Annotated in this window: 30 protein-coding genes; 29 read left to right on the top strand and 1 reads right to left on the bottom strand. The window is 62.9% G+C overall.

What is annotated here, in order from left to right:
• The 29 genes from tuf to AB9O74_RS16350 form a co-directional block, all read left to right on the top strand.
• A partial coding sequence (gene tuf / locus AB9O74_RS16490) for an elongation factor Tu (RefSeq protein WP_369349943.1) occupies positions 1–1047 on the top strand: 1047 nt, incomplete at its 5' end.
• 333 nt (positions 1048–1380) lie between these two features.
• Complete coding sequence (gene rpsJ / locus AB9O74_RS16485) at positions 1381–1692, top strand: 30S ribosomal protein S10 (RefSeq protein WP_010341589.1); 312 nt, start codon at positions 1381–1383, stop codon at positions 1690–1692.
• 11 nt (positions 1693–1703) lie between these two features.
• The gene (gene rplC / locus AB9O74_RS16480) at positions 1704–2354 is read left to right on the top strand and encodes a 50S ribosomal protein L3 (RefSeq protein WP_019186145.1); all 651 of its coding nucleotides are present in this window, start codon (positions 1704–1706) and stop codon (positions 2352–2354) included.
• 12 nt (positions 2355–2366) lie between these two features.
• Positions 2367–2972, top strand: a complete 606-nt coding sequence (gene rplD, locus AB9O74_RS16475) for a 50S ribosomal protein L4 (RefSeq protein WP_128095571.1) — start codon at positions 2367–2369, stop codon at positions 2970–2972.
• Positions 2969–3268 carry a 50S ribosomal protein L23 gene (gene rplW / locus AB9O74_RS16470; RefSeq protein WP_019186147.1) on the top strand — a complete coding sequence of 100 codons (300 nt, stop codon included), beginning with the start codon at positions 2969–2971 and terminating at the stop codon, positions 3266–3268. The genes rplD and rplW overlap by 4 nt, the downstream gene beginning before the upstream one ends.
• 10 nt (positions 3269–3278) lie before the next feature.
• Complete coding sequence (rplB, locus tag AB9O74_RS16465) at positions 3279–4106, top strand: 50S ribosomal protein L2 (RefSeq protein ID WP_017355408.1); 828 nt, start codon at positions 3279–3281, stop codon at positions 4104–4106.
• A 6-nt stretch (positions 4107–4112) separates the two neighbouring features.
• On the top strand, positions 4113–4382 hold the full coding sequence (gene rpsS, locus AB9O74_RS16460; RefSeq protein WP_019186148.1) for a 30S ribosomal protein S19: 270 nt from the start codon (positions 4113–4115) through the stop codon (positions 4380–4382).
• A 12-nt stretch (positions 4383–4394) separates the two neighbouring features.
• Positions 4395–4730 carry a 50S ribosomal protein L22 gene (gene rplV, locus AB9O74_RS16455; RefSeq protein WP_017355410.1) on the top strand — a complete coding sequence of 112 codons (336 nt, stop codon included), beginning with the start codon at positions 4395–4397 and terminating at the stop codon, positions 4728–4730.
• A gap of 17 nt (positions 4731–4747) precedes the next feature.
• Positions 4748–5482, top strand: a complete 735-nt coding sequence (gene rpsC / locus AB9O74_RS16450; protein ID WP_121042874.1) for a 30S ribosomal protein S3 — start codon at positions 4748–4750, stop codon at positions 5480–5482.
• A 5-nt stretch (positions 5483–5487) separates the two neighbouring features.
• Entirely contained in the window at positions 5488–5901 is a 414-nt protein-coding gene (gene rplP / locus AB9O74_RS16445) for a 50S ribosomal protein L16 (RefSeq protein WP_019186150.1), read from the top strand.
• The gene (gene rpmC / locus AB9O74_RS16440) at positions 5901–6086 is read left to right on the top strand and encodes a 50S ribosomal protein L29 (protein ID WP_019186151.1); all 186 of its coding nucleotides are present in this window, start codon (positions 5901–5903) and stop codon (positions 6084–6086) included. The genes rplP and rpmC overlap by 1 nt, the downstream gene beginning before the upstream one ends.
• Positions 6087–6097: 11 nt before the next feature.
• On the top strand, positions 6098–6367 hold the full coding sequence (rpsQ, locus tag AB9O74_RS16435) for a 30S ribosomal protein S17 (protein WP_346479645.1): 270 nt from the start codon (positions 6098–6100) through the stop codon (positions 6365–6367).
• 13 nt (positions 6368–6380) lie between these two features.
• Positions 6381–6749, top strand: a complete 369-nt coding sequence (rplN, locus tag AB9O74_RS16430; RefSeq protein WP_038690286.1) for a 50S ribosomal protein L14 — start codon at positions 6381–6383, stop codon at positions 6747–6749.
• Between the two features lie 16 nt (positions 6750–6765).
• Positions 6766–7083, top strand: coding sequence for a 50S ribosomal protein L24 (rplX, locus tag AB9O74_RS16425; protein WP_017355416.1), 318 nt, complete (start codon positions 6766–6768; stop codon positions 7081–7083).
• A 10-nt stretch (positions 7084–7093) separates the two neighbouring features.
• Positions 7094–7636, top strand: a complete 543-nt coding sequence (gene rplE, locus AB9O74_RS16420; RefSeq protein WP_176990876.1) for a 50S ribosomal protein L5 — start codon at positions 7094–7096, stop codon at positions 7634–7636.
• Positions 7637–7654: 18 nt separating this feature from the next.
• Positions 7655–7960, top strand: coding sequence for a 30S ribosomal protein S14 (rpsN, locus tag AB9O74_RS16415; protein ID WP_121042878.1), 306 nt, complete (start codon positions 7655–7657; stop codon positions 7958–7960).
• Positions 7961–8201: 241 nt separating this feature from the next.
• Positions 8202–8600, top strand: coding sequence for a 30S ribosomal protein S8 (gene rpsH / locus AB9O74_RS16410; protein WP_019186156.1), 399 nt, complete (start codon positions 8202–8204; stop codon positions 8598–8600).
• 18 nt (positions 8601–8618) lie between these two features.
• A complete protein-coding gene (rplF, locus tag AB9O74_RS16405; protein WP_176990877.1) occupies positions 8619–9146 on the top strand; it encodes a 50S ribosomal protein L6 in 528 nt (175 codons plus the stop codon).
• A 32-nt stretch (positions 9147–9178) separates the two neighbouring features.
• Positions 9179–9532: a 50S ribosomal protein L18 gene (rplR, locus tag AB9O74_RS16400; protein WP_121042882.1), complete on the top strand. Its 354-nt coding sequence runs from the start codon at positions 9179–9181 to the stop codon at positions 9530–9532.
• A 158-nt stretch (positions 9533–9690) separates the two neighbouring features.
• Entirely contained in the window at positions 9691–10230 is a 540-nt protein-coding gene (gene rpsE, locus AB9O74_RS16395) for a 30S ribosomal protein S5 (protein ID WP_121042884.1), read from the top strand.
• On the top strand, positions 10223–10414 hold the full coding sequence (rpmD, locus tag AB9O74_RS16390; protein WP_121042886.1) for a 50S ribosomal protein L30: 192 nt from the start codon (positions 10223–10225) through the stop codon (positions 10412–10414). The genes rpsE and rpmD overlap by 8 nt, the downstream gene beginning before the upstream one ends.
• A gap of 4 nt (positions 10415–10418) precedes the next feature.
• Positions 10419–10862 (top strand): 50S ribosomal protein L15, encoded by a 444-nt coding sequence (gene rplO, locus AB9O74_RS16385; protein ID WP_019186161.1) that lies wholly within the window; start codon positions 10419–10421, stop codon positions 10860–10862.
• A gap of 3 nt (positions 10863–10865) precedes the next feature.
• Positions 10866–12221 carry a preprotein translocase subunit SecY gene (gene secY / locus AB9O74_RS16380; protein ID WP_176990879.1) on the top strand — a complete coding sequence of 452 codons (1356 nt, stop codon included), beginning with the start codon at positions 10866–10868 and terminating at the stop codon, positions 12219–12221.
• A 345-nt stretch (positions 12222–12566) separates the two neighbouring features.
• Entirely contained in the window at positions 12567–12923 is a 357-nt protein-coding gene (rpsM, locus tag AB9O74_RS16375) for a 30S ribosomal protein S13 (RefSeq protein ID WP_019186163.1), read from the top strand.
• A 12-nt stretch (positions 12924–12935) separates the two neighbouring features.
• On the top strand, positions 12936–13325 hold the full coding sequence (gene rpsK / locus AB9O74_RS16370) for a 30S ribosomal protein S11 (RefSeq protein WP_017355427.1): 390 nt from the start codon (positions 12936–12938) through the stop codon (positions 13323–13325).
• 14 nt (positions 13326–13339) lie between these two features.
• Entirely contained in the window at positions 13340–13969 is a 630-nt protein-coding gene (gene rpsD, locus AB9O74_RS16365; RefSeq protein ID WP_019186164.1) for a 30S ribosomal protein S4, read from the top strand.
• Between the two features lie 54 nt (positions 13970–14023).
• Positions 14024–15022: a DNA-directed RNA polymerase subunit alpha gene (gene rpoA / locus AB9O74_RS16360; protein WP_176990880.1), complete on the top strand. Its 999-nt coding sequence runs from the start codon at positions 14024–14026 to the stop codon at positions 15020–15022.
• A gap of 201 nt (positions 15023–15223) precedes the next feature.
• On the top strand, positions 15224–15610 hold the full coding sequence (gene rplQ, locus AB9O74_RS16355; protein WP_123728453.1) for a 50S ribosomal protein L17: 387 nt from the start codon (positions 15224–15226) through the stop codon (positions 15608–15610).
• Between the two features lie 495 nt (positions 15611–16105).
• Entirely contained in the window at positions 16106–16615 is a 510-nt protein-coding gene (locus tag AB9O74_RS16350) for a disulfide bond formation protein B (protein ID WP_369349942.1), read from the top strand.
• Positions 16616–16687: 72 nt separating this feature from the next.
• Here the strand turns inward: AB9O74_RS16350 and AB9O74_RS16345 are convergent, their stop codons facing one another.
• The gene (locus tag AB9O74_RS16345; RefSeq protein ID WP_369349941.1) at positions 16688–18820 is read right to left on the bottom strand and encodes a TonB-dependent receptor; all 2133 of its coding nucleotides are present in this window, start codon (positions 18818–18820) and stop codon (positions 16688–16690) included.
• Positions 18821–18859 lie beyond the last annotated feature (39 nt).

The following is an 18859-nucleotide window of genomic DNA, read 5'->3' as shown; positions in this document are numbered from 1 at the left end:
TCGATCGACGCCGCGCCGGAAGAAAAGGCACGTGGCATCACGATCTCGACCGCACACGTCGAATACGAATCCACCGAACGTCATTACGCCCACGTCGATTGCCCGGGCCATGCTGACTACGTCAAGAACATGATCACCGGTGCTGCCCAGATGGACGGCGCGATCCTGGTCTGTTCGGCTGCTGACGGCCCGATGCCGCAGACCCGTGAGCACATCCTGCTCTCGCGTCAGGTCGGCGTGCCGTACATCGTCGTCTTCCTGAACAAGGCAGACATGGTCGATGACGCCGAGCTGCTGGAACTGGTCGAAATGGAAGTCCGCGAGCTGCTGAGCAAGTACGACTTCCCGGGCGACGACACCCCGATCATCTCGGGTTCGGCCCGCCTGGCGCTGGAAGGCGACCAGAGCGAGATCGGCGTGCCGTCCGTGATCAAGCTGGTCGAGGCTCTCGACAGCTGGATCCCGACCCCGGAACGCGACATCGACAAGCCGTTCCTGATGCCGGTGGAAGACGTGTTCTCGATCTCGGGCCGCGGCACCGTGGTGACCGGTCGTATCGAGCGCGGCGTGATCAAGGTCGGCGAAGAAATCGAAATCGTCGGTATCCGTCCGGTCCAGAAGACCACCGTCACCGGCGTGGAAATGTTCCGCAAGCTGCTCGACCAGGGTCAGGCAGGCGACAACGCCGGTCTGCTGCTGCGCGGCACCAAGCGTGACGACGTCGAGCGTGGCCAGGTCCTGGCCAAGCCGGGTTCGATCAAGCCGCACACCACCTTCGACGCCGAAGTGTACGTGCTGTCCAAGGACGAAGGCGGCCGTCACACCCCGTTCTTCAAGGGTTACCGTCCGCAGTTCTACTTCCGTACCACCGACATCACCGGCGCTTGCGAACTGCCGGAAGGTGTGGAAATGGTGATGCCGGGCGACAACGTGAAGATGGTTGTCACCCTGATCAACCCGGTCGCCATGGATGAAGGCCTGCGCTTCGCGATCCGCGAAGGCGGCCGTACCGTCGGCGCCGGCGTGGTCTCCAAGATCATCGCGTAATCTGCTAGAATCTGCGCCCCGATGTTGCCTGGGTAGGGCATCGGGGTGTAACCAAACGGGAAAAGAGGCGCAGGATGCTCCTCGTGTTCCCCAGACCAGGAAGGGTCGCGCCATTCAGGCTTTGTCAACAGTACCCCTGTTGACTGCCAACTTGTATGCGCGCTATACTTTTTGTCTGGGCAGATCGGGAGACCGGTCTGCCTCGATTTTTGAGGTCTACGGAAAGATCTTGTCGCCGCGCAGGAATGTGCGGCGTCTGCATTCAGGATATTCATGGGACAAGGCAACCCAGAGGCCTTGTCCGTCGCTCTTTTAACGAAGGAACCCACCGTCATGGCGGACCAAAAGATCCGGATTCGGCTGAAGGCGTTCGATCATCGTTTGATCGACCGTTCGGCCAGCGAGATCGTAGAAACGGCAAAGCGGACCGGCGCGCAAGTGCGTGGCCCGATCCCCCTGCCGACCAAGATCGAGCGTTACACCATTCTCGTCTCGCCGCACGTCGACAAAGACGCGCGTGACCAGTACGAGACCCGCACGCATAAGCGCGTGCTCGATATCGTTGACCCGAACGACAAGACCGTGGACGCGCTGATGAAGCTCGAACTGGCTGCCGGCGTCGACGTTCAGATCAAGCTGACCTGAGGACTACGACCATGACGAAGAAATATTCGTTGGGCTTCGTGGGCCGCAAGGCTGGCATGAGCCGCGTGTTCACCGAAGATGGCCAGGCCATCCCGGTAACCCTGATTGAAGCTACCCCGAACCGCATCGCGCAGATCAAGACCGTCGAAGCTGACGGCTACAGCGCCGTGCAGGTGACCGTCGGCGCGCGTCGCGCTGCCCTGGTCAACAAGCCGGAAGCCGGTCACTTCGCCAAGGCGAAGGTCGACGCGGGCCGTGGCCTGTGGGAATTCCGCGTTGAAGACGCGCAGCTCGGCGATTTCGCCGTCGGCGGCGAAGTCAAGGCGGACATCTTTGAAGTTGGCCAGAAGGTCGACGTCCAGGGTGTCACCAAGGGTAAGGGCTTCCAGGGCACCATCAAGCGCTACAACTTCCGTATGGGCGATGCAACCCACGGTAACTCGCTGTCGCATCGCGCGCCGGGTTCCTTGGGCCAGCGCCAGACGCCGGGTCGTGTTTTCCCGGGTAAGAAGATGTCCGGCCACATGGGTTCGGTGCAGCAGAGCACCCAGAACCTTGAAGTGGTGAAGGTCGATGTCGAACGTGGTCTGATCGCAATCCGTGGTGCCGTTCCGGGCGCAGCGGGTGGTGACGTGATCGTTCGTCCGGCTAGCAAGGCATAAGGAGAGATGACGATGGAACTCGTTATCACGGGTAGCAACAACAAGGTCTCGGTCTCCGATGCCGTGTTCGGTCGCGATTTCAGCGAAGATCTGGTTCACCAGGTCGTCGTTGCTTACCGCAACGCCGGTCGCGCCGGCACCAAGGCACAGAAGACTCGCTCTGAAGTGGCTGGTACCACCAAGAAGTCGAAGAAGCAGAAGGGCGGCGGCGCGCGTCATGGCGCACTGACGGCTCCGATCTTCGTCGGCGGTGGTGTCACCTTCGCGGCCAAGCCGCGCAGCTTCGAGCAGAAGGTCAACCGCAAGCAGTACCGTGCAGCCATGTGCGCGATCCTGTCCGAGCTGAACCGCCAGGGCCGTCTGACGATCGTGGAGTCCTTCGATGTCGAAGCGACCAACACCAAGTCGTTGATCGCCAAGCTGGCCGGCCTGGAAGTGGGCAAGCGTCCGCTGATCGTCACCGAAGATGCTTCCGAGCACCTGTACCTGTCGGCCCGCAACATTCCCTACGTGGAAGTGCGTGACGTGCAGGGCCTGGACCCGGTGTCGCTGGTCGGTGCCGACACGGTCGTCATCACCGCTGATGCGGTCAAGAAGGTCGAGGAGTGGCTGGCATGAGCAGCAACGAAAAAGTCTTCAGCGTGCTGCGCGCTCCGCGAGTCTCCGAAAAGACCGCGCGCCTGCAGGAACATTCCAACCAGTATGTCTTCGAAGTTTCGAACGAAGCCACCAAGGCCGATGTAAAGGCCGCGGTTGAGCAGCTGTTCGACGTCAAGGTCGAGTCGGTCAACGTGCTGAACGTGAAGGGCAAGAACAAGTCCTTCCGTAACCGCACCGGCCGCCGCGGCGATTGGCGCAAGGCGTACGTGCGTCTCGCCGATGGCCAGTCCATCGATGTAACGGCCAAGGCCTGAGGTCCATCCCATGCCATTGATGAAATTCAAACCCACTTCTCCCGGCCGTCGTTCGGCCGTGCGCGTGGTCACGCCCGATCTGCACAAAGGCGCGCCGCATGCTGCGCTGCTGGAGCCGCAGAGCAAGTCCGGTGGTCGTAACCACCACGGCCGCATCACCACCCGTCACGTGGGTGGTGGTCACAAGCAGCACTACCGTGTCATCGACTTCAAGCGCAACAAGGAAGGCATTCCGGCGCGCGTGGAACGCATCGAATACGATCCGAACCGCACCGCCCATATCGCCCTGCTGTGCTACGTCGACGGCGAACGCCGCTACATCATCGCACCGAAGGGCCTGAAGGCCGGTGACCAGGTGATCGCGGGTTCGGATGCGCCGATCAAGACCGGTAACACCCTGCCGCTGCGCAACATCCCGGTCGGTACCACTGTCCACGGCATCGAACTGAAGCCGGGCAAGGGTGCCCAGATCGCGCGTGCCGCCGGCGCTGCCGTGCAGCTCGTCGCTCGTGAAGGCATCTACGCCACCCTGCGCCTGCGCTCGGGTGAAATGCGTAAGGTGCCGGTCGAGTGCCGCGCCACCATCGGTGAAGTCGGCAACGACGAACACAACCTGGAAAAGCTGGGCAAGGCTGGCGCGAAGCGCTGGCGCGGTGTCCGCCCGACCGTTCGTGGTGCTGCCATGAACCCGGTTGACCATCCGCACGGTGGTGGTGAGGCGAAGGCCGGCCAGGGCAACCCGCATCCGGTCACCCCGTGGGGTGTCCCGACCAAGGGTTACAAGACGCGCCATAACAAGCGCACCCAGCAATTCATCGTCCGCGATCGTAGGGGCTAATCGACCATGGCACGTTCACTCAAGAAGGGCCCGTTTGTCGATCACCACCTCATCAAGAAGGTGGAAGCCGCTGCGGGTAGCAAGAAGCCGATCAAGACCTGGTCGCGCCGTTCGATGATCCTGCCGGAAATGGTAGGCGTCACCATCGCCGTTCATAACGGTAAGAACCACGTTCCGGTGCTCGTCAACGAGAACATGGTCGGCCACAAGCTCGGCGAATTTGCCATCACCCGGACCTTCAAGGGTCACGGTGGTGACAAGAAGTCGGGCAAGTAAGGAGAGATGACAATGGAAGCGAAAGCAATCCTGCGCTCCGCGCGCATCTCTGCGCAGAAAGCCCGCCTGGTCGCTGACCAGGTGCGTGGCCTGCCGGCCGAGCGTGCGGTCAACCTGCTGAAGTTCTCGGACAAGAAGGCTGCCCACCTGATCAAGAAGGTGGTGGAGTCGGCTATTGCAAACGCCGAGAACAACCAGGGCGCCGACGTCGACGAGCTGAAGGTACAGACCATCATGGTAGATGAAGGTCCGACCCTGAAGCGTTTCATGGCGCGGGCGAAAGGCCGCGGCACCCGCATCCTCAAGCGCACCAGCCACATCACTGTGGTTGTGGGCGCCGGCAAGTAAGCGGAAAGGAAAACACCATGGGTCATAAAGTTCATCCGATTGGTATCCGCCTCGGCATTTCCAAGGACTGGAACTCCAAGTGGTACGCCAACAAGGCCGAGTTCGCTGGTTATCTGGCAGCCGACCTGAAGGTGCGGGAAATGCTGCGCAAGAAGCTTGCGCAGGCCGGCATCAGCAAGATCCTGATCGAGCGTCCGGCAAAGACCGCTCGCGTGACGATCCACACCGCCCGTCCGGGCGTGGTGATCGGCAAGCGCGGTGAGGACATCGAGAAGCTGCGCAAGGAAGTGAGCGAAATGATGGGCGTCCCGGCGCACATCAACGTCACCGAAGTGCGTAAACCCGAGCTGGACGCACAGCTGGTTGCCGAGTCGATCGCGCAGCAGCTGGAGCGTCGCATCATGTTCCGCCGCGCGATGAAGCGTTCGGTCGGCAATGCGATGCGCCTCGGTGCCCTGGGCATCAAGGTCAACGTCGGTGGCCGCTTGAACGGCGCGGAAATCGCCCGTTCGGAGTGGTACCGCGAAGGCCGCGTGCCGCTGCATACGCTGCGTGCCGACATCGACTATGGCTTCGCTGAAGCCAAGACGACCTACGGCATCATCGGCATCAAGGTCTGGATCTACAAGGGCGAAGTCTTCGATTTCTCCCAGGTTGGCCAGGAAAAGCAGGACGACTCCCCGCGCAACGATCGTAACGATCGCGGCGACCGCGGTGACCGTCCGTCGCGCCCGGCTCGTGAAGCGAGGTAACGACAATGTTGCAACCCAAGCGAACCAAATACCGCAAGGTACACAAGGGCCGTAACGATGGTCTGAGCTGGAGCGGCAACGCTGTCAGCTTCGGCGAATACGGCCTGAAGGCAACCGCTCATGGTCAGCTGACCGCGCGTCAGATCGAAGCGGCCCGCCGCTCGATCAGCCGCTACGTCAAGCGCGGCGGCAAGATGTGGATCCGAGTGTTCCCCGACAAGCCGATCACCAAGAAGCCCATCGAAGTCCGAATGGGTTCTGGTAAGGGCAACGTGGAGTACTGGGTAGCCCAGATCCAGCCCGGCCGCATGATCTATGAAATCGAAGGCGTCGCGGAAGACGTGGCACGTGAGGCGTTCCGCCTGGCTGCCGCCAAGCTCTCCGTGACCACCACTTTCGTGACCCGGACGGTGCTCTGATGGATATCAAACAACTTCGCGAAAAGTCGGCTGACGACCTGAAGAGCCACCTGATCGACCTGCGTAAGGAGCAGTTCTCGCTCCGTATGCAGCAGGTCACTGGCCAGCTGCCGAAGACCCACGAAACCCGCCGGGTTCGCCGCGAGATTGCTCGCGTCAAGACCCTGCTCGGCAGCACCAAGTAAGGATGGCCGCGATGAGCGAAAATACTGAAAACAAAACGCTGCGTACGGTCGAAGGCCGTGTCGTCAGCAACAAGATGGACAAGACGGTCACCGTGCTGGTGGAACGCCTGGTCAAGCACGCCCTGTACGGCAAGTACATCAAGCGTTCGACCAAGCTCCATGCACACGACGCCGACAACGCCTGCAACGAAGGTGATGTCGTCCGCGTGACCGAGATTGCTCCGATGTCCAAGACCAAGAACTGGCGCGTGGTGGAAGTCATCACGCGTGCGGCTCAATAAGGAGATCTGAATCATGATCCAGATGCAGAGCTACCTCGAGGTCGCGGACAATTCCGGTGCCAAGGAAGTGATGTGCATCAAGGTGCTGGGCGGCTCCAAGCGTCGCTACGCCCACATCGGTGACATCATCAAGGTCACCGTGAAGGATGCGATCCCGCGCGGCAAGGTCAAGAAGGGTGAAGTGTTCGACGCCGTCGTGGTGCGTACCCGCAAGGGTGTGCGTCGCGCCGACGGTTCGCTGATCCGTTTCGACGCCAACGCTGCGGTCCTGCTCAACAACAAGCAAGAGCCGATCGGCACCCGCATCTTCGGACCGGTGACGCGTGAACTTCGTACCGAGAAGTTCATGAAGATCGTCTCGCTCGCTCCCGAAGTGCTGTGAGCGACAGGAGATAATCATGGCTAACCGTATCAAGAAGGGCGACCAGGTCGTCGTCAACACCGGCAAGGACAAGGGCAAGCAGGGCGAAGTCGTCCGCGTCGACGGCGATCGTGTGATCGTCGCCAACGTGAACATCGTCAAGCGCCACACCAAGCCGAACCCGCAGGCAGGCGTTGCCGGCGGCGTGGTCGAGCGTGAAGCGTCGATCCATATCTCCAACGTGAATGTGCTGAACCCGGCTTCGGGCAAGGGCGAACGCGTTGGTTTCAAGGTGCTGGAGGATGGACGCAAACTGCGTGTGTTCCGCTCCAGCGGTGAGGCGCTCGACGCCTGAGGATGCGCTGATGAATACCCGTCTCGAAAAGTTTTACAAGGAAGAAGTGGTGCCGGCGCTGATGAAGCAGTTCGGCTACACCAATCCGATGCAGGTTCCGAAGCTGGTCAAGGTCACCCTGAACATGGGTGTCGGCGAAGCAGCCACGAACAAGAAGATCCTGGAAAATGCCGTCGCCGACATGGCCAAGGTCTCCGGTCAGAAGCCGATCGTGACCAAGTCCCGCGTCTCGGTGGCATCGTTCAAGATCCGCGATGGTTGGCCGATCGGCTGCAAGACCACGCTGCGTCGTGAAAAGATGTACGAGTTCATGGACCGTCTGATCAACATCTCGTTGCCGCGCGTGCGCGACTTCCGTGGTGTCTCGGGTCGTTCCTTCGACGGTCGTGGCAACTTCAACATGGGTGTGAAGGAACAGATCATCTTCCCGGAAATCGACTTCGACGCTGTCGACGCGATCCGCGGCATGGATATCGCCATCACCACCACCGCCAAGACCGATGCGGAAGCGAAGGCGCTGCTCGCAGCGTTCAAGTTCCCGTTCCGTAACTGATACGTCGAGGAATCCGAAATGGCAAAGACCTCCATGGTCAACCGCGACCTCAAGCGTGCGAAGCTGGCCGTCAAGTACGCCGGCAAGCGTGAAGAGCTGAAGAAGATCATCTCCAGCGCGACCGCTTCGTACGACGAAAAGGCCGAGGCCGTCATCAAGCTGCAGAAGCTGCCGCGCGATTCGTCGCCGAGCCGTCACCGCAACCGTTGCGAGCTCTCGGGCCGCCCGCGTGGCGTGTACAGCAAGTTCGGCCTGGGCCGCAACAAGCTGCGCGAAGCCACCATGCGTGGTGACGTGCCGGGCCTGCGCAAGGCCAGCTGGTAAGGGATTCGTCCCTTCAACTGCCCGGCGCCTTCACGGCGCAGGGCAGGGGAGAGGGGCCGGTTTTCCGGCTCTGATCCCGGATTAAGGGAGCCCGACGCAAGTCGGGCTCTTTTTGCCGTATACTCCCGCGTCTTGCTCGCCCGCAAGGCGTGAGCAGTGTGTGAAGACGGGCCCTGGCCCATTCCAGGTAGACACAAGATTTTCGCGAAAGCGGATATCGGTGCACTCAAAGGTATCGACTATGAGCATGACTGATCCCATCGCCGACCTGCTGGTACGCATCAAGAATGCGGCCGCGGTTGGCAAGCAGACGGTGAAAGCACCGTCGTCCAAGATCAAGGTGGCAATCGCAGAGGTGTTGAAGGCCGAAGGCTACATCACCGATCTGCGCGTGACCAAGATCGAGAACAACAAGGCCGAGCTTGAAATCGTCCTGAAGTATTTCGAGGGCAAGCCGGTCATCGAGACCCTGAAGCGCTTCTCGCGTTCGGGTCTGCGCCAGTACCGTGGCAAGTCCGAGCTGCCGAAGGTCCTCAACGGCCTGGGTATCTCCATCATCTCCACCTCCAAGGGCATCATGACTGATGCGCAGGCGCGCCAGTTGGGCGTCGGCGGCGAAGTCCTGTGCTTCGTGGCCTAAGGCGAGAAGGAACCAACTATGTCCCGCGTAGCCAAGAAGCCAGTCAACCTGCCCAAGGGCGTTGAACTGAACATCCAGCCGGAATCCGTCAGCGTGAAGGGCCCGAAGGGCACCCTGTCGCTTGTCAAGGTTGCTGGCGTTGAAATCACTGTCGACAACGGCGTTGCCACCCTGGCCGCCAACGATGCCTCGCTGGTCGCCCTCACCGGCACCGTGCGCGCCATCCTGGCCAACATGGTCAAGGGCGTCACCGAAGGCTTCGAGCGCAAGCTTGAGCTGGTCGGCGTCGGTTACCGTGCCGCCATGCAGGGCAAGGATCTGAACCTGTCGCTCGGGTTCTCGCATCCGGTCCTGTTCGTGGCGCCGGAAGGCATCACCATCTCGACCCCGACCCAGACCGAAGTGCTGGTCCAGGGCACCGACAAGCAGCGCGTTGGCGAAGTTGCCGCCAAGATCCGTGGCTTCCGTCCGCCGGAGCCCTACAAGGGCAAGGGTGTGAAGTACGCCGGCGAAGTCATCATTCGTAAGGAAGCCAAGAAGGCCTAATTCAGGCCCTCAGCTTTCCAAGGAAAAAGATCATGAACAAGAACATCGCTCGTCTGCGTCGTGCCAAGTCGACCCGTGCACACATCCGTGTGCTCGGCGTGCCGCGCCTGTCGGTGCTGCGCACCGGCCAGCACCTGTACGCCCAGGTCTTCACCGCCGATGGCTCCAAGGTGCTGGCTTCGGCCAACACCACCCAGGCCGACGTCAAGGAAGGCCTGAAGAACGGCAAGAACAGCGACGCCGCCACCAAGGTCGGCAAGCTGGTCGCCGAGCGCGCCAAGGCTGCGGGCATCGAGAAGGTCGCTTTCGACCGCTCGGGCTACCGCTACCACGGTCGCATCAAGGCACTGGCTGATGCAGCCCGCGAAGGCGGCCTGCAGTTCTAAGGGATAAGGAAGCGGGGCTGGTCCCCGCTTCCACCTGCCTGCCGGCGCGGGTTGCGCCGGGCGACGTCCTTCTTCTGCAGGGGCTCTCGAATCACCGCTCCATCTCACAGCTATAAGCGGCCCTGAGCCGTACATACTCAATCAATCAAGGAATCAACATGGCAGAAGAACGTCAGCAGCGGGGTCGCGATCGCGATCGCCGCGAAGAGAAAGTCGACGACGGCATGATCGAGAAGCTGGTCGCGGTCAACCGCGTCAGCAAGACCGTCAAGGGCGGTCGCCAGTTCACCTTCACCGCACTGACCGTGGTCGGTGACGGCGCAGGCAAGGTCGGTTTCGGTTACGGCAAGGCGCGCGAAGTGCCGGTCGCCATCCAGAAGTCGATGGAGCAGGCTCGCAAGAACCTGGCCAACGTCGATCTGAACAACGGCACGTTGTGGCACCCGGTGAAGTCCGGCCACGGCGCAGCTCGCGTGTTCATGATGCCGGCCTCCGAAGGTACCGGTGTGATCGCCGGTGGTGCCATGCGCGCCGTCCTGGAAGCCGTTGGCGTCAAGAACGTGCTGGCCAAGGCCGTCGGCTCGCGCAACCCGATCAACCTGGTTCGCGCCACGCTGAAGGGTCTGAGCGAAATGCAGTCGCCGGCCCGCATCGCGGCCAAGCGCGGCAAGAAGGTGGAGGATCTCAACCATGGCTAATGACACCACCAAGACCATCAAGGTCCGTCTGGTTGGCGGCCTGCGCGGCGCCCAGGCACGTCACCGCCTGTCGGTGAAGGCGCTTGGCCTCGGCAAGCTCAATAGCGTACGTGAACTGAAGGACAGCCCGCAGGTTCGCGGTCTGATCAACAAGGTCCACTACCTCGTCAAGGTTGAGGAATAATCCAATGACCATGCATCTCAATGAACTGAGCCCGGCACCGGGCGCTCGTAAAGAGCGTACCCGCGTCGGTCGTGGTATCGGCTCCGGCCTGGGCAAGACCTGCGGCCGCGGCCACAAGGGTTCGTTCGCCCGTAAGGGTGGCGGCAAGATCAAGGCAGGCTTCGAAGGCGGCCAGACCCCCATGCAGCGTCGTCTGCCGAAGGTCGGTTTCCGTTCCAAGATCGCCAAGGACACTGCTGAAGTGCTGTCCTACCAGCTTGAGCGTCTGGAAGCTGGCGAGATCGACTTTGCCGCGCTGCGCGCTGCCAAGCTGGTCCCGAGCACCGCGAAGCGTGCCAAGATCGTCATGAAGGGTGACCTGACCAAGGCCTTCACCCTGAAGGGCGTCGCTGCAACGGCCAGTGCCAAGGCCGCGATCGAAGCTGCCGGCGGCAGCGTACAGGAGTAAGACATGGCGCAAGCTGGCATTGGTAACCTCGGCGGCGGGCTCGGCAAGTTCACGGAACTCCGCCAGCGACTGCTGTTCGTCATCGGGGCATTGATCGTCTACCGCATCGGCTGTTATGTGCCGGTGCCTGGCGTCAATCCCGATGCCATGCTTGCGCTCATGCAGGCGCAGGGCGGCGGCATCGTGGACATGTTCAACATGTTCTCGGGCGGCGCCCTGCACCGTTTCAGCATTTTCGCGCTGAACGTGATGCCGTACATCTCGGCATCCATCGTGATGCAGCTGGCGGTCCACATCTTCCCGGCATTGAAGTCGATGCAGAAGGAAGGTGAGTCGGGTCGTCGCAAGATCACCCAATATTCCCGCATCGGCGCCGTGTTCCTGGCGGTGGTGCAGGGCGGCAGCATCGCGCTGGCGCTGCAGAACCAGGTGTCCCCGGGCGGTGCCCCGGTCGTCTACGCACCGGGCATGGGCTTCGTGCTCACCGCCATCGTCGCGCTGACCGCCGGTACCATCTTCCTTATGTGGGTCGGTGAGCAGGTGACCGAGCGCGGCATCGGCAACGGTGTGTCGCTGATCATCTTCGCCGGCATCGTCGCCGGCCTGCCGGGCGCGGTCATCCACACCGTGGAAGCCTACCGCGACGGCAACATGAGCTTCATCGCCCTGCTGCTGATCGTGCTGGTGGTGCTGGCCTTCACCTACTTCGTGGTGTTCGTCGAGCGCGGCCAACGCCGCATCACGGTGAACTACGCACGTCGCCAGGGTGGCCGCAACGCGTACATGAACCAGACCTCGTTCCTGCCGCTGAAGCTGAACATGGCGGGCGTGATCCCGGCCATCTTCGCCTCGAGCATCCTGGCATTCCCGACGACGCTGGCCATGTGGTCCGGCCAGGCCAGTTCGGCCACGTGGCTGCAGAAGGTCGCCAATGCCCTCGGGCCGGGCGAGCCGCTGCACATGATCGTGTTCGCCGCGCTGATCAGTGGTTTCGCGTTCTTCTACACCGCGCTGGTGTTCAACTCGCAGGAAACCGCCGACAACCTGAAGAAGTCGGGCGCGCTGATTCCGGGCATCCGTCCGGGCAAGGCGACCGCCGACTACGTGGATGCCGTGCTGACCCGTCTGACCGCAGCCGGTTCGCTGTACCTGGTAATCGTCTGTCTGCTGCCGGAAATCCTGCGCACCCAGCTCGGCGCCTCGTTCTACTTCGGCGGCACCTCGCTGCTGATCGTGGTGGTGGTGGTGATGGACTTCATTGCCCAGATCCAGGCGCACCTGATGTCGCACCAGTATGAGAGCCTGTTGAAGAAGGCCAACCTGAAGGGCGGCAACCGCGGCGGTTTTGCCCGCGGCTGATTGACCTGTTACACTAGTCTTCTTGTTGCGAAGGCCCTCCGGTTCCCGGACTGGCCTTCCAAATCGAAGGGCGGCCCCCGCAGCGGTTTCGGGTGGGGGTGTGATGTGGTGGTCCTGCGCGGGAGTAGCGCAGGCGACGGCGAGGGCAACCTCTGCAGTCAACGACATCCGGCGCCGGAGCATGGGCACACTCCCCACGCCGGGTCCATGGAACCGCCAGGTTCCACGGGCTTCAAAGTAAACCGAGACCTTGATAGAATCGCAAGTTCACTTTTTTGATCCATCCTGCCGGATTGGCGCGCCCTTGGTGCGCTGTCGGCCATCACTCAGCTGGAGAACCGCGTCATGGCGCGTATTGCAGGCGTCAACCTGCCAGCCCAGAAGCACGTCTGGGTCGGGTTGCAAAGCATTTACGGCATCGGCCGTACCCGTTCGAAGAAGGTCTGCGACGCCGCAGGCGTGACCTCGACCACCAAGATCCGCGATCTGTCGGAGCCGGAAATCGAGCGTCTGCGTCTCGAAGTCGGCAAGTACATCGTGGAAGGCGATCTGCGCCGTGAAATCGGTATCGCGATCAAGCGCCTGATGGATCTGGGCTGCTACCGCGGTCTGCGTCACCGTCGCGGTCTGCCGCTTCGTGGCCAGCGCACCCGTACCAACGCCCGCACCCGCAAGGGCCCGCGCAAGGCGATCAGGAAGTAAGGGACCTAAGAAATGGCTAAGCCCGTCGCTAAGACCAAGAAGAAGATCAAGCGCGTCGTCACTGACGGCGTCGCCCACGTCCACGCTTCTTTCAACAACACCATCGTGACCATCACCGACCGTCAGGGCAATGCTCTGTCGTGGGCGACCTCCGGTGGCGCTGGCTTCCGCGGTTCGCGTAAGTCCACCCCGTTCGCTGCCCAGGTGGCTGCCGAGAAGGCCGGCCGTGCCGCGCTCGACTACGGCGTCAAGTCCCTGGAAGTCCGCATCAAGGGCCCGGGTCCGGGTCGTGAGTCGGCCGTGCGCTCGCTGAACAACGTGGGCTACAAGATCACCAACATCATCGACGTGACGCCAATCCCGCACAACGGGTGCCGTCCGCCGAAGAAGCGTCGCGTCTAAAGGAGCGATAAGAAATGGCTCGTTATATCGGTCCTACCTGTAAGCTCGCCCGCCGCGAAGGCGCCGACCTTTCCCTCAAGAGCCCGGCGCGCGCGCTGGACTCCAAGTGCAAGCTGGAGCAGAAGCCCGGCCAGCACGGCGCCACTGCCCGTAAGGGCAAGCTGTCCGACTACGCTACCCAGCTGCGTGAAAAGCAGAAGGTCAAGCGTATCTACGGTCTGCTGGAGCGTCAGTTCCGCAACTACTACAAGAAGGCCTCGACCAAGAAGGGCAACACCGGCGAGAACCTGCTGCAGTTGCTGGAAACCCGTCTTGACAACGTCGTTTACCGCATGGGCTTCGCAGTGACCCGTCCGGCTGCGCGTCAGCTGGTCTCGCACCGCGGTGTCACCGTGAACGGCAAGTCGGTCAACCTGGCTTCGTACCAGGTCAAGGCTGGCGACGCCGTCGCTCTGTCCGAGAAGGCTGCCAAGCAGCTGCGCGTCCAGGAAGCCCTGACCGTGTCTGCCACGCATGACCTGCGTCCGTCGTGGGTTGAAGTGGATTCCGGCAAGTTCGCCGGCATCTTCAAGGCCGTGCCGGATCGTTCGGACCTGCCTGCGGATATCAACGAAGCGCTGATCGTCGAGTTGTATTCGAAGTAATTCACATTGGAGAACCTCCGGGTCACACCGGAGGTTCGCAGGAGAACCCGCAACATGACGGTTACCGCCAACCAGGTTCTGCGTCCTCGCGGTCCGCAGATCGAACGCCTTACCGATACCCGCGCCAAGGTCGTCATCGAACCCTTGGAGCGTGGTTACGGGCATACGCTGGGCAACGCCCTGCGTCGCGTGCTGCTGTCGTCCATCCCGGGCTTCGCCATCACCGAAGTGGAAATCGATGGCGTACTGCACGAGTACACCACGCTTGAAGGCTTGCAGGAGGACGTGCTGGAAGTCCTGCTCAACCTGAAGGATGTGGCCATCCGCATGCATACCGGTGACAACGCTACGCTGTCGCTGTCCAAGCAGGGTCCGGGTGTCGTGACCGCTGCCGATATCAAGATCGACCATAACACCGAGATCCTCAATCCGGATCATGTGATCTGCCATCTCACCAAGGATGTGGCGATCAACATGCGTCTGAAGGTCGAGCGCGGTTTCGGCTATCAGCCGGCTGCTGCTCGTCGTCGTCCGGATGAAGAAACCCGTGCCATCGGCCGTCTGGTTCTGGACGCCTCGTTCTCGCCGGTCCGTCGCGTCGCCTATTCGGTGGAAGCGGCCCGCGTTGAACAGCGTACCGATCTGGACAAGCTGGTGCTGGACATCGAAACCAACGCCACGATCGATGCCGAGGAAGCCGTGCGCACTGCCGCCGACATCCTCAGCGATCAGCTGTCGGTCTTCGGTGACTTCACCCACCGCGACCGCGGTGCAGCCAAGCCGGCCAACAACGGCGTGGATCCGGTGCTGCTGCGCCCGATCGACGACCTGGAACTGACCGTGCGTTCGGCCAACTGCCTCAAGGCAGAGAGCATCTATTACATCGGCGATCTGATCCAGAAGACCGAAGTGGAGCTGCTCAAGACCCCGAACCTCGGCAAGAAGTCGCTGACCGAGATCAAGGAAGTCCTCGCACAGCGCGGTCTTTCGCTCGGCATGAAGCTGGAGAACTGGCCGCCGGCCGGTGTCGCCCAGCACGGCATGCTCGGCTGATCCAGCGCTACGCAAGATGCTTGACCCCGCACCTTCGGGTGCGGGGGCTTCACCCGCAACACCCCGCACCGACAGGTCGATAGCCTGCGGTGACGGCCAGCCAGGACGGCTGGCACCGGACCATCCGCAGTCCAAGCAGCAACGCCAGGATGGCGACAGCGATACCCAACCGATCCAACATTCACTTCAGGAATCACCGTCATGCGTCATATGAAGTCCGGTCGTAAGTTCAACCGTACCAGCGCCCATCGCGAAGCGATGTTCAAGAACATGGCTGCGTCGCTGTTCAAGCACGAGCTGATCAAGACCACCCTGCCGAAGGCCAAGGAACTGCGCCGCGTTGCCGAGCCGCTGATCACCCTGGCCAAGGTTGATTCGGTTGCCAACCGTCGTCTGGCGTTCGCTCGCCTGCGCGACAACGAGGCTGTGGGCAATCTGTTCACCACCCTGGGCCCGCGTTACGCGACCCGTCCGGGCGGTTACCTGCGTCTGCTGAAGTGCGGTTTCCGCGCTGGCGACAATGCGCCGATGGCTTACGTGGAGCTGGTCGATCGTCCGGCTGCCGTGGCTGAAGCCGTCGAAGAGTAATCTTCGAGCTACATCTGTAATTCGGTGAAGAACCCGGCCTTGTGCCGGGTTTTTCCGTTTCTGGGGGTTGGATCATCGCGACGGCGACGGCGACGGCGACGGCGACGGCAACCGCAACCGCAACCGCAACCGCATGGTGCCGCGAGCGATGCGGGGGGCGTCGGCGCGGGTGGGTTGGCGGGACACGCCGTGAATCCGTCCATGGAGGCTCATGTCGCGCCATCCATGGCGCTCATGGTCCCGCCAACCCACCCGCGCCAACGCCTGCACACTGGGTCGGTGCGCATGGGGGTGAAGCGGAGCATGCGCGTCTCGATGCATGGGTAGTGCCGGCCGCTGGCCGGCAGCCCGGCACCGTCGCTGCGTTCGGGTGGTTCCGCGTGCTGTACGGAACACGCTGTCCGGTCGGCTGCGCCGATGGTCGGCAGGTGCGCATGGACGTGGGCGGTCACGGCCCTGTTAATCTTGGGGCCTGGACTTTCACGAGTGTTGGCAATGAATCCATTGCGTTGGAGTTTCCGCGCCCAGTTCCTGCTGGGGTTCCTGGTCTGCGCGGCGCTGTTGGGGTATGCGATCTTCCTGCAGTTGAAGATGGGGCTGGAGCCGTGTCCGTTGTGCATTTTCCAGCGGATTGCGTTCGCGGCGCTGGGGCTGCTGTTCCTGATCGGGGCGCTGCATGGTCCGCGGGATCCGGCTGGGCGGAAGACGTATGGGGTGCTGGCTTTCATCGCGGCGGCGGTCGGGATCGGCGTTGCCGGCCGGCATGTGTATGTGCAGTTGCTGCCGCAGGACATGGGCTCGAGCTGTGGGCCGCCGTTGAGCTTCCTCAGTGAGACGATGGGGCCGTTCGAGGTGTTCCGGACGGTGCTGACCGGTACGGGCAACTGCGGCAATATCGATTGGCAGTTCCTGGGCCTGACGATGCCGATGTGGAGCCTGGTGTGGTTTGCGGCGTTGGCGGTGTGGGCGCTGGTGACGGCGTTCCGTGCACGTCGGCGCCACTGAGGCCGGTCAGATCCGTTACCCGACCTGGCACGCGTTGCGCGGCCAGGTCGGATGCTGCGGCCAGGGCTCCGCTCAGAAATCCTGCTGCAGGCTGAGGTAGGCGCCGCGGCGGGGACCCCATTGCGGGGCGAAGACGCCGATGCCGCCGCCGTCGCGCAGTTGGTAGCTGCGGTCCAGTGCGTTGACCAGGGCAAGCTGTGCGTGCAGCGGGTGGCCGCTGTCGGCGTTGAAGTCGTGGGCCGCGCTGAGGTTGAGCTGGAGGTAGGCGGGGAGTTCGCCGCCGTTGGGGACGCCGTCGGTGTCCGAACGCAGGCCGCTGCCGAACACGTAGTCGGCGCCCAGGCGGTTGTGGCCGGCGAAGGCGTAGCTGATGCCGCCCGACGAGGTCAGTTTCTGGTCGTGGTCCAGGTGGATCCAGTTGTTCTGGACATAGGCGAGGGCCTCGGGATCGAGGTTGTACTGGCCGGTGATGACCTGCTTGCCCATGGCCTTGTTGTAGGCGGCGTTGACGTAGGCGCTGAGCGGACCGTGGCTGTAGTCGGCGCTGAACTCCACGCCGTGGATGTGGCCCAGGCGGTAGTTGAAGGTGGAGTAGATGTAGGCGGCGCCGAACTGGCCTTCGTCCTGCAGGCGGTCGACCTTGCGATCGTAGGCATCCAGGCCGAGGGTGAGGTGTTCGCCGACCTGCTGGGAGACGCCGATGTCGTAGTAATCGCTGCGCTCGGAGAGCGGGGTGGTGCTGCCACCGGCCGGTTGCTGGTTGGTGGTGCCGTCGTAGAGGGCGATGTCGCTGCTGGCCACCAGTTCGCTCGCCGGCGGGGTGAAGTAGCGCGCGTAGCCGGCATGCACGGTGGTGCTGTCGCTGGCGTTCCAGACCACGCCCAGACGCGGGCTGAGCTGGCCTTCGGTGCCACCGAAGGCCTTGTAGCGGTCGCCGCGCAGGCCATAGTTGACGGTCCAGTCCGCGCCGATGCGCCATTCGTCCTGCAGGTAGACCGCAGTAGTGGTGGCGTTGAAGGCGCTCGCCTCCGGAATGCGCCGTGGCGTGGTGCTGGCCTGCTGGCCGTCGGCGTCGACCGGGAACACCCAGGTGTCGCTGCCCGCCCGGGCGCGTTCGGCGTTGACGTACAGGCCATAGCGCAGCGTGTGGTTTTCACCGAGCGGGGTGGAGGCATCGGCCTGCACGGTGTTGGCGCGGTTGCTGCGCTCCACCTGCGAGGCGACGCCGTTGAAGATGAGGTCGCCGGCGAGGTCCGGGCGGAAGGACAGGTCGCTGTACCGCTGGCCGGCTGAGACTTGGTAAGCCGTATTGCCCAGCGAGCCCTGCAGTATCAGCATGCCGAAGCGGGTGGTCTCGCGCTGATTTTCATCCAGTGCCGCCGAGTCCGCGTTGACGGTATCCAGGTAGCCGAACTGCGGTGTCTGGCCAGGGTTGACCGGGATCTGGAAGCGGTTGTTGGAGAACCCGGCGAACACGCTCAGGCGCGTGTCTTCGTTGACCAGGTAGGTCAGGTCGGCGAACGCCTTGCCCTGGTGGGTGTCATCGTGGTCCGGCCTGCGCGAGGCGGTGGGGTTTTCCATGCCGGCCTGGTTCTGGTCGTAGTTGCCGGTCAGGTATCCGCTCCAGCGGCCCTGGCTGCCCCACCACGAGGCGTTGGGGTTGAGCTTGCCGTAGGAGCCGGCGGTGAGGCCGGCGCTGCCGCCATTGCCCAGCTCGGCGCCGCTGCGGGTGGTGATGTCCACCACGGCGGCGGTGCGTTCGCCGAACTGCGCCGGGAGGGCGCCGTCCATCAGGCGGATGCTCTTGATCGCGCGGGCGTCCAGGGTCTGGCCGAAGCCGGAGATCGATTCGGGCAGCAGGACGCCGTTGAGCCGGTACTGGAGATTGGCGTGGTCGCCGCGCACGTGGACGCCGCCGTAGGAGTCCTGGACCACCCCGGGCGCCTGCAGCAGCACCTGGTTCAACGGGGTGGACGCGCCCAGCGGCAGGTGCTGGATGTCTTCGGCGGTGATCTGGTACTGGCTGCTGCCGGTATCCGGCGACAGCGCGTTGCGCGCCTGGTCGAGCTGGGCGCTGACGGTGACCGCGTCCAGATCGGTGACCGCGGGAGCGGAGGCGCCGCTGGCGGGGGCGGCGGCGAGGGCGGGCAGGCCGGTCAGGGCCAGGGAAACAGCGATACCGGTAGCAAGCAGGGAAGGCTTCATGGGGATGGCTTGGCTGGGCAAAGGGAGGAGGGGCCGGCC

This window comes from Stenotrophomonas sp. JAG2 (genome assembly GCF_041080745.1).
GTDB lineage: Bacteria > Pseudomonadota > Gammaproteobacteria > Xanthomonadales > Xanthomonadaceae > Stenotrophomonas > Stenotrophomonas maltophilia_AA.
This window is presented reverse-complemented; position numbering and strand designations above follow the sequence as displayed.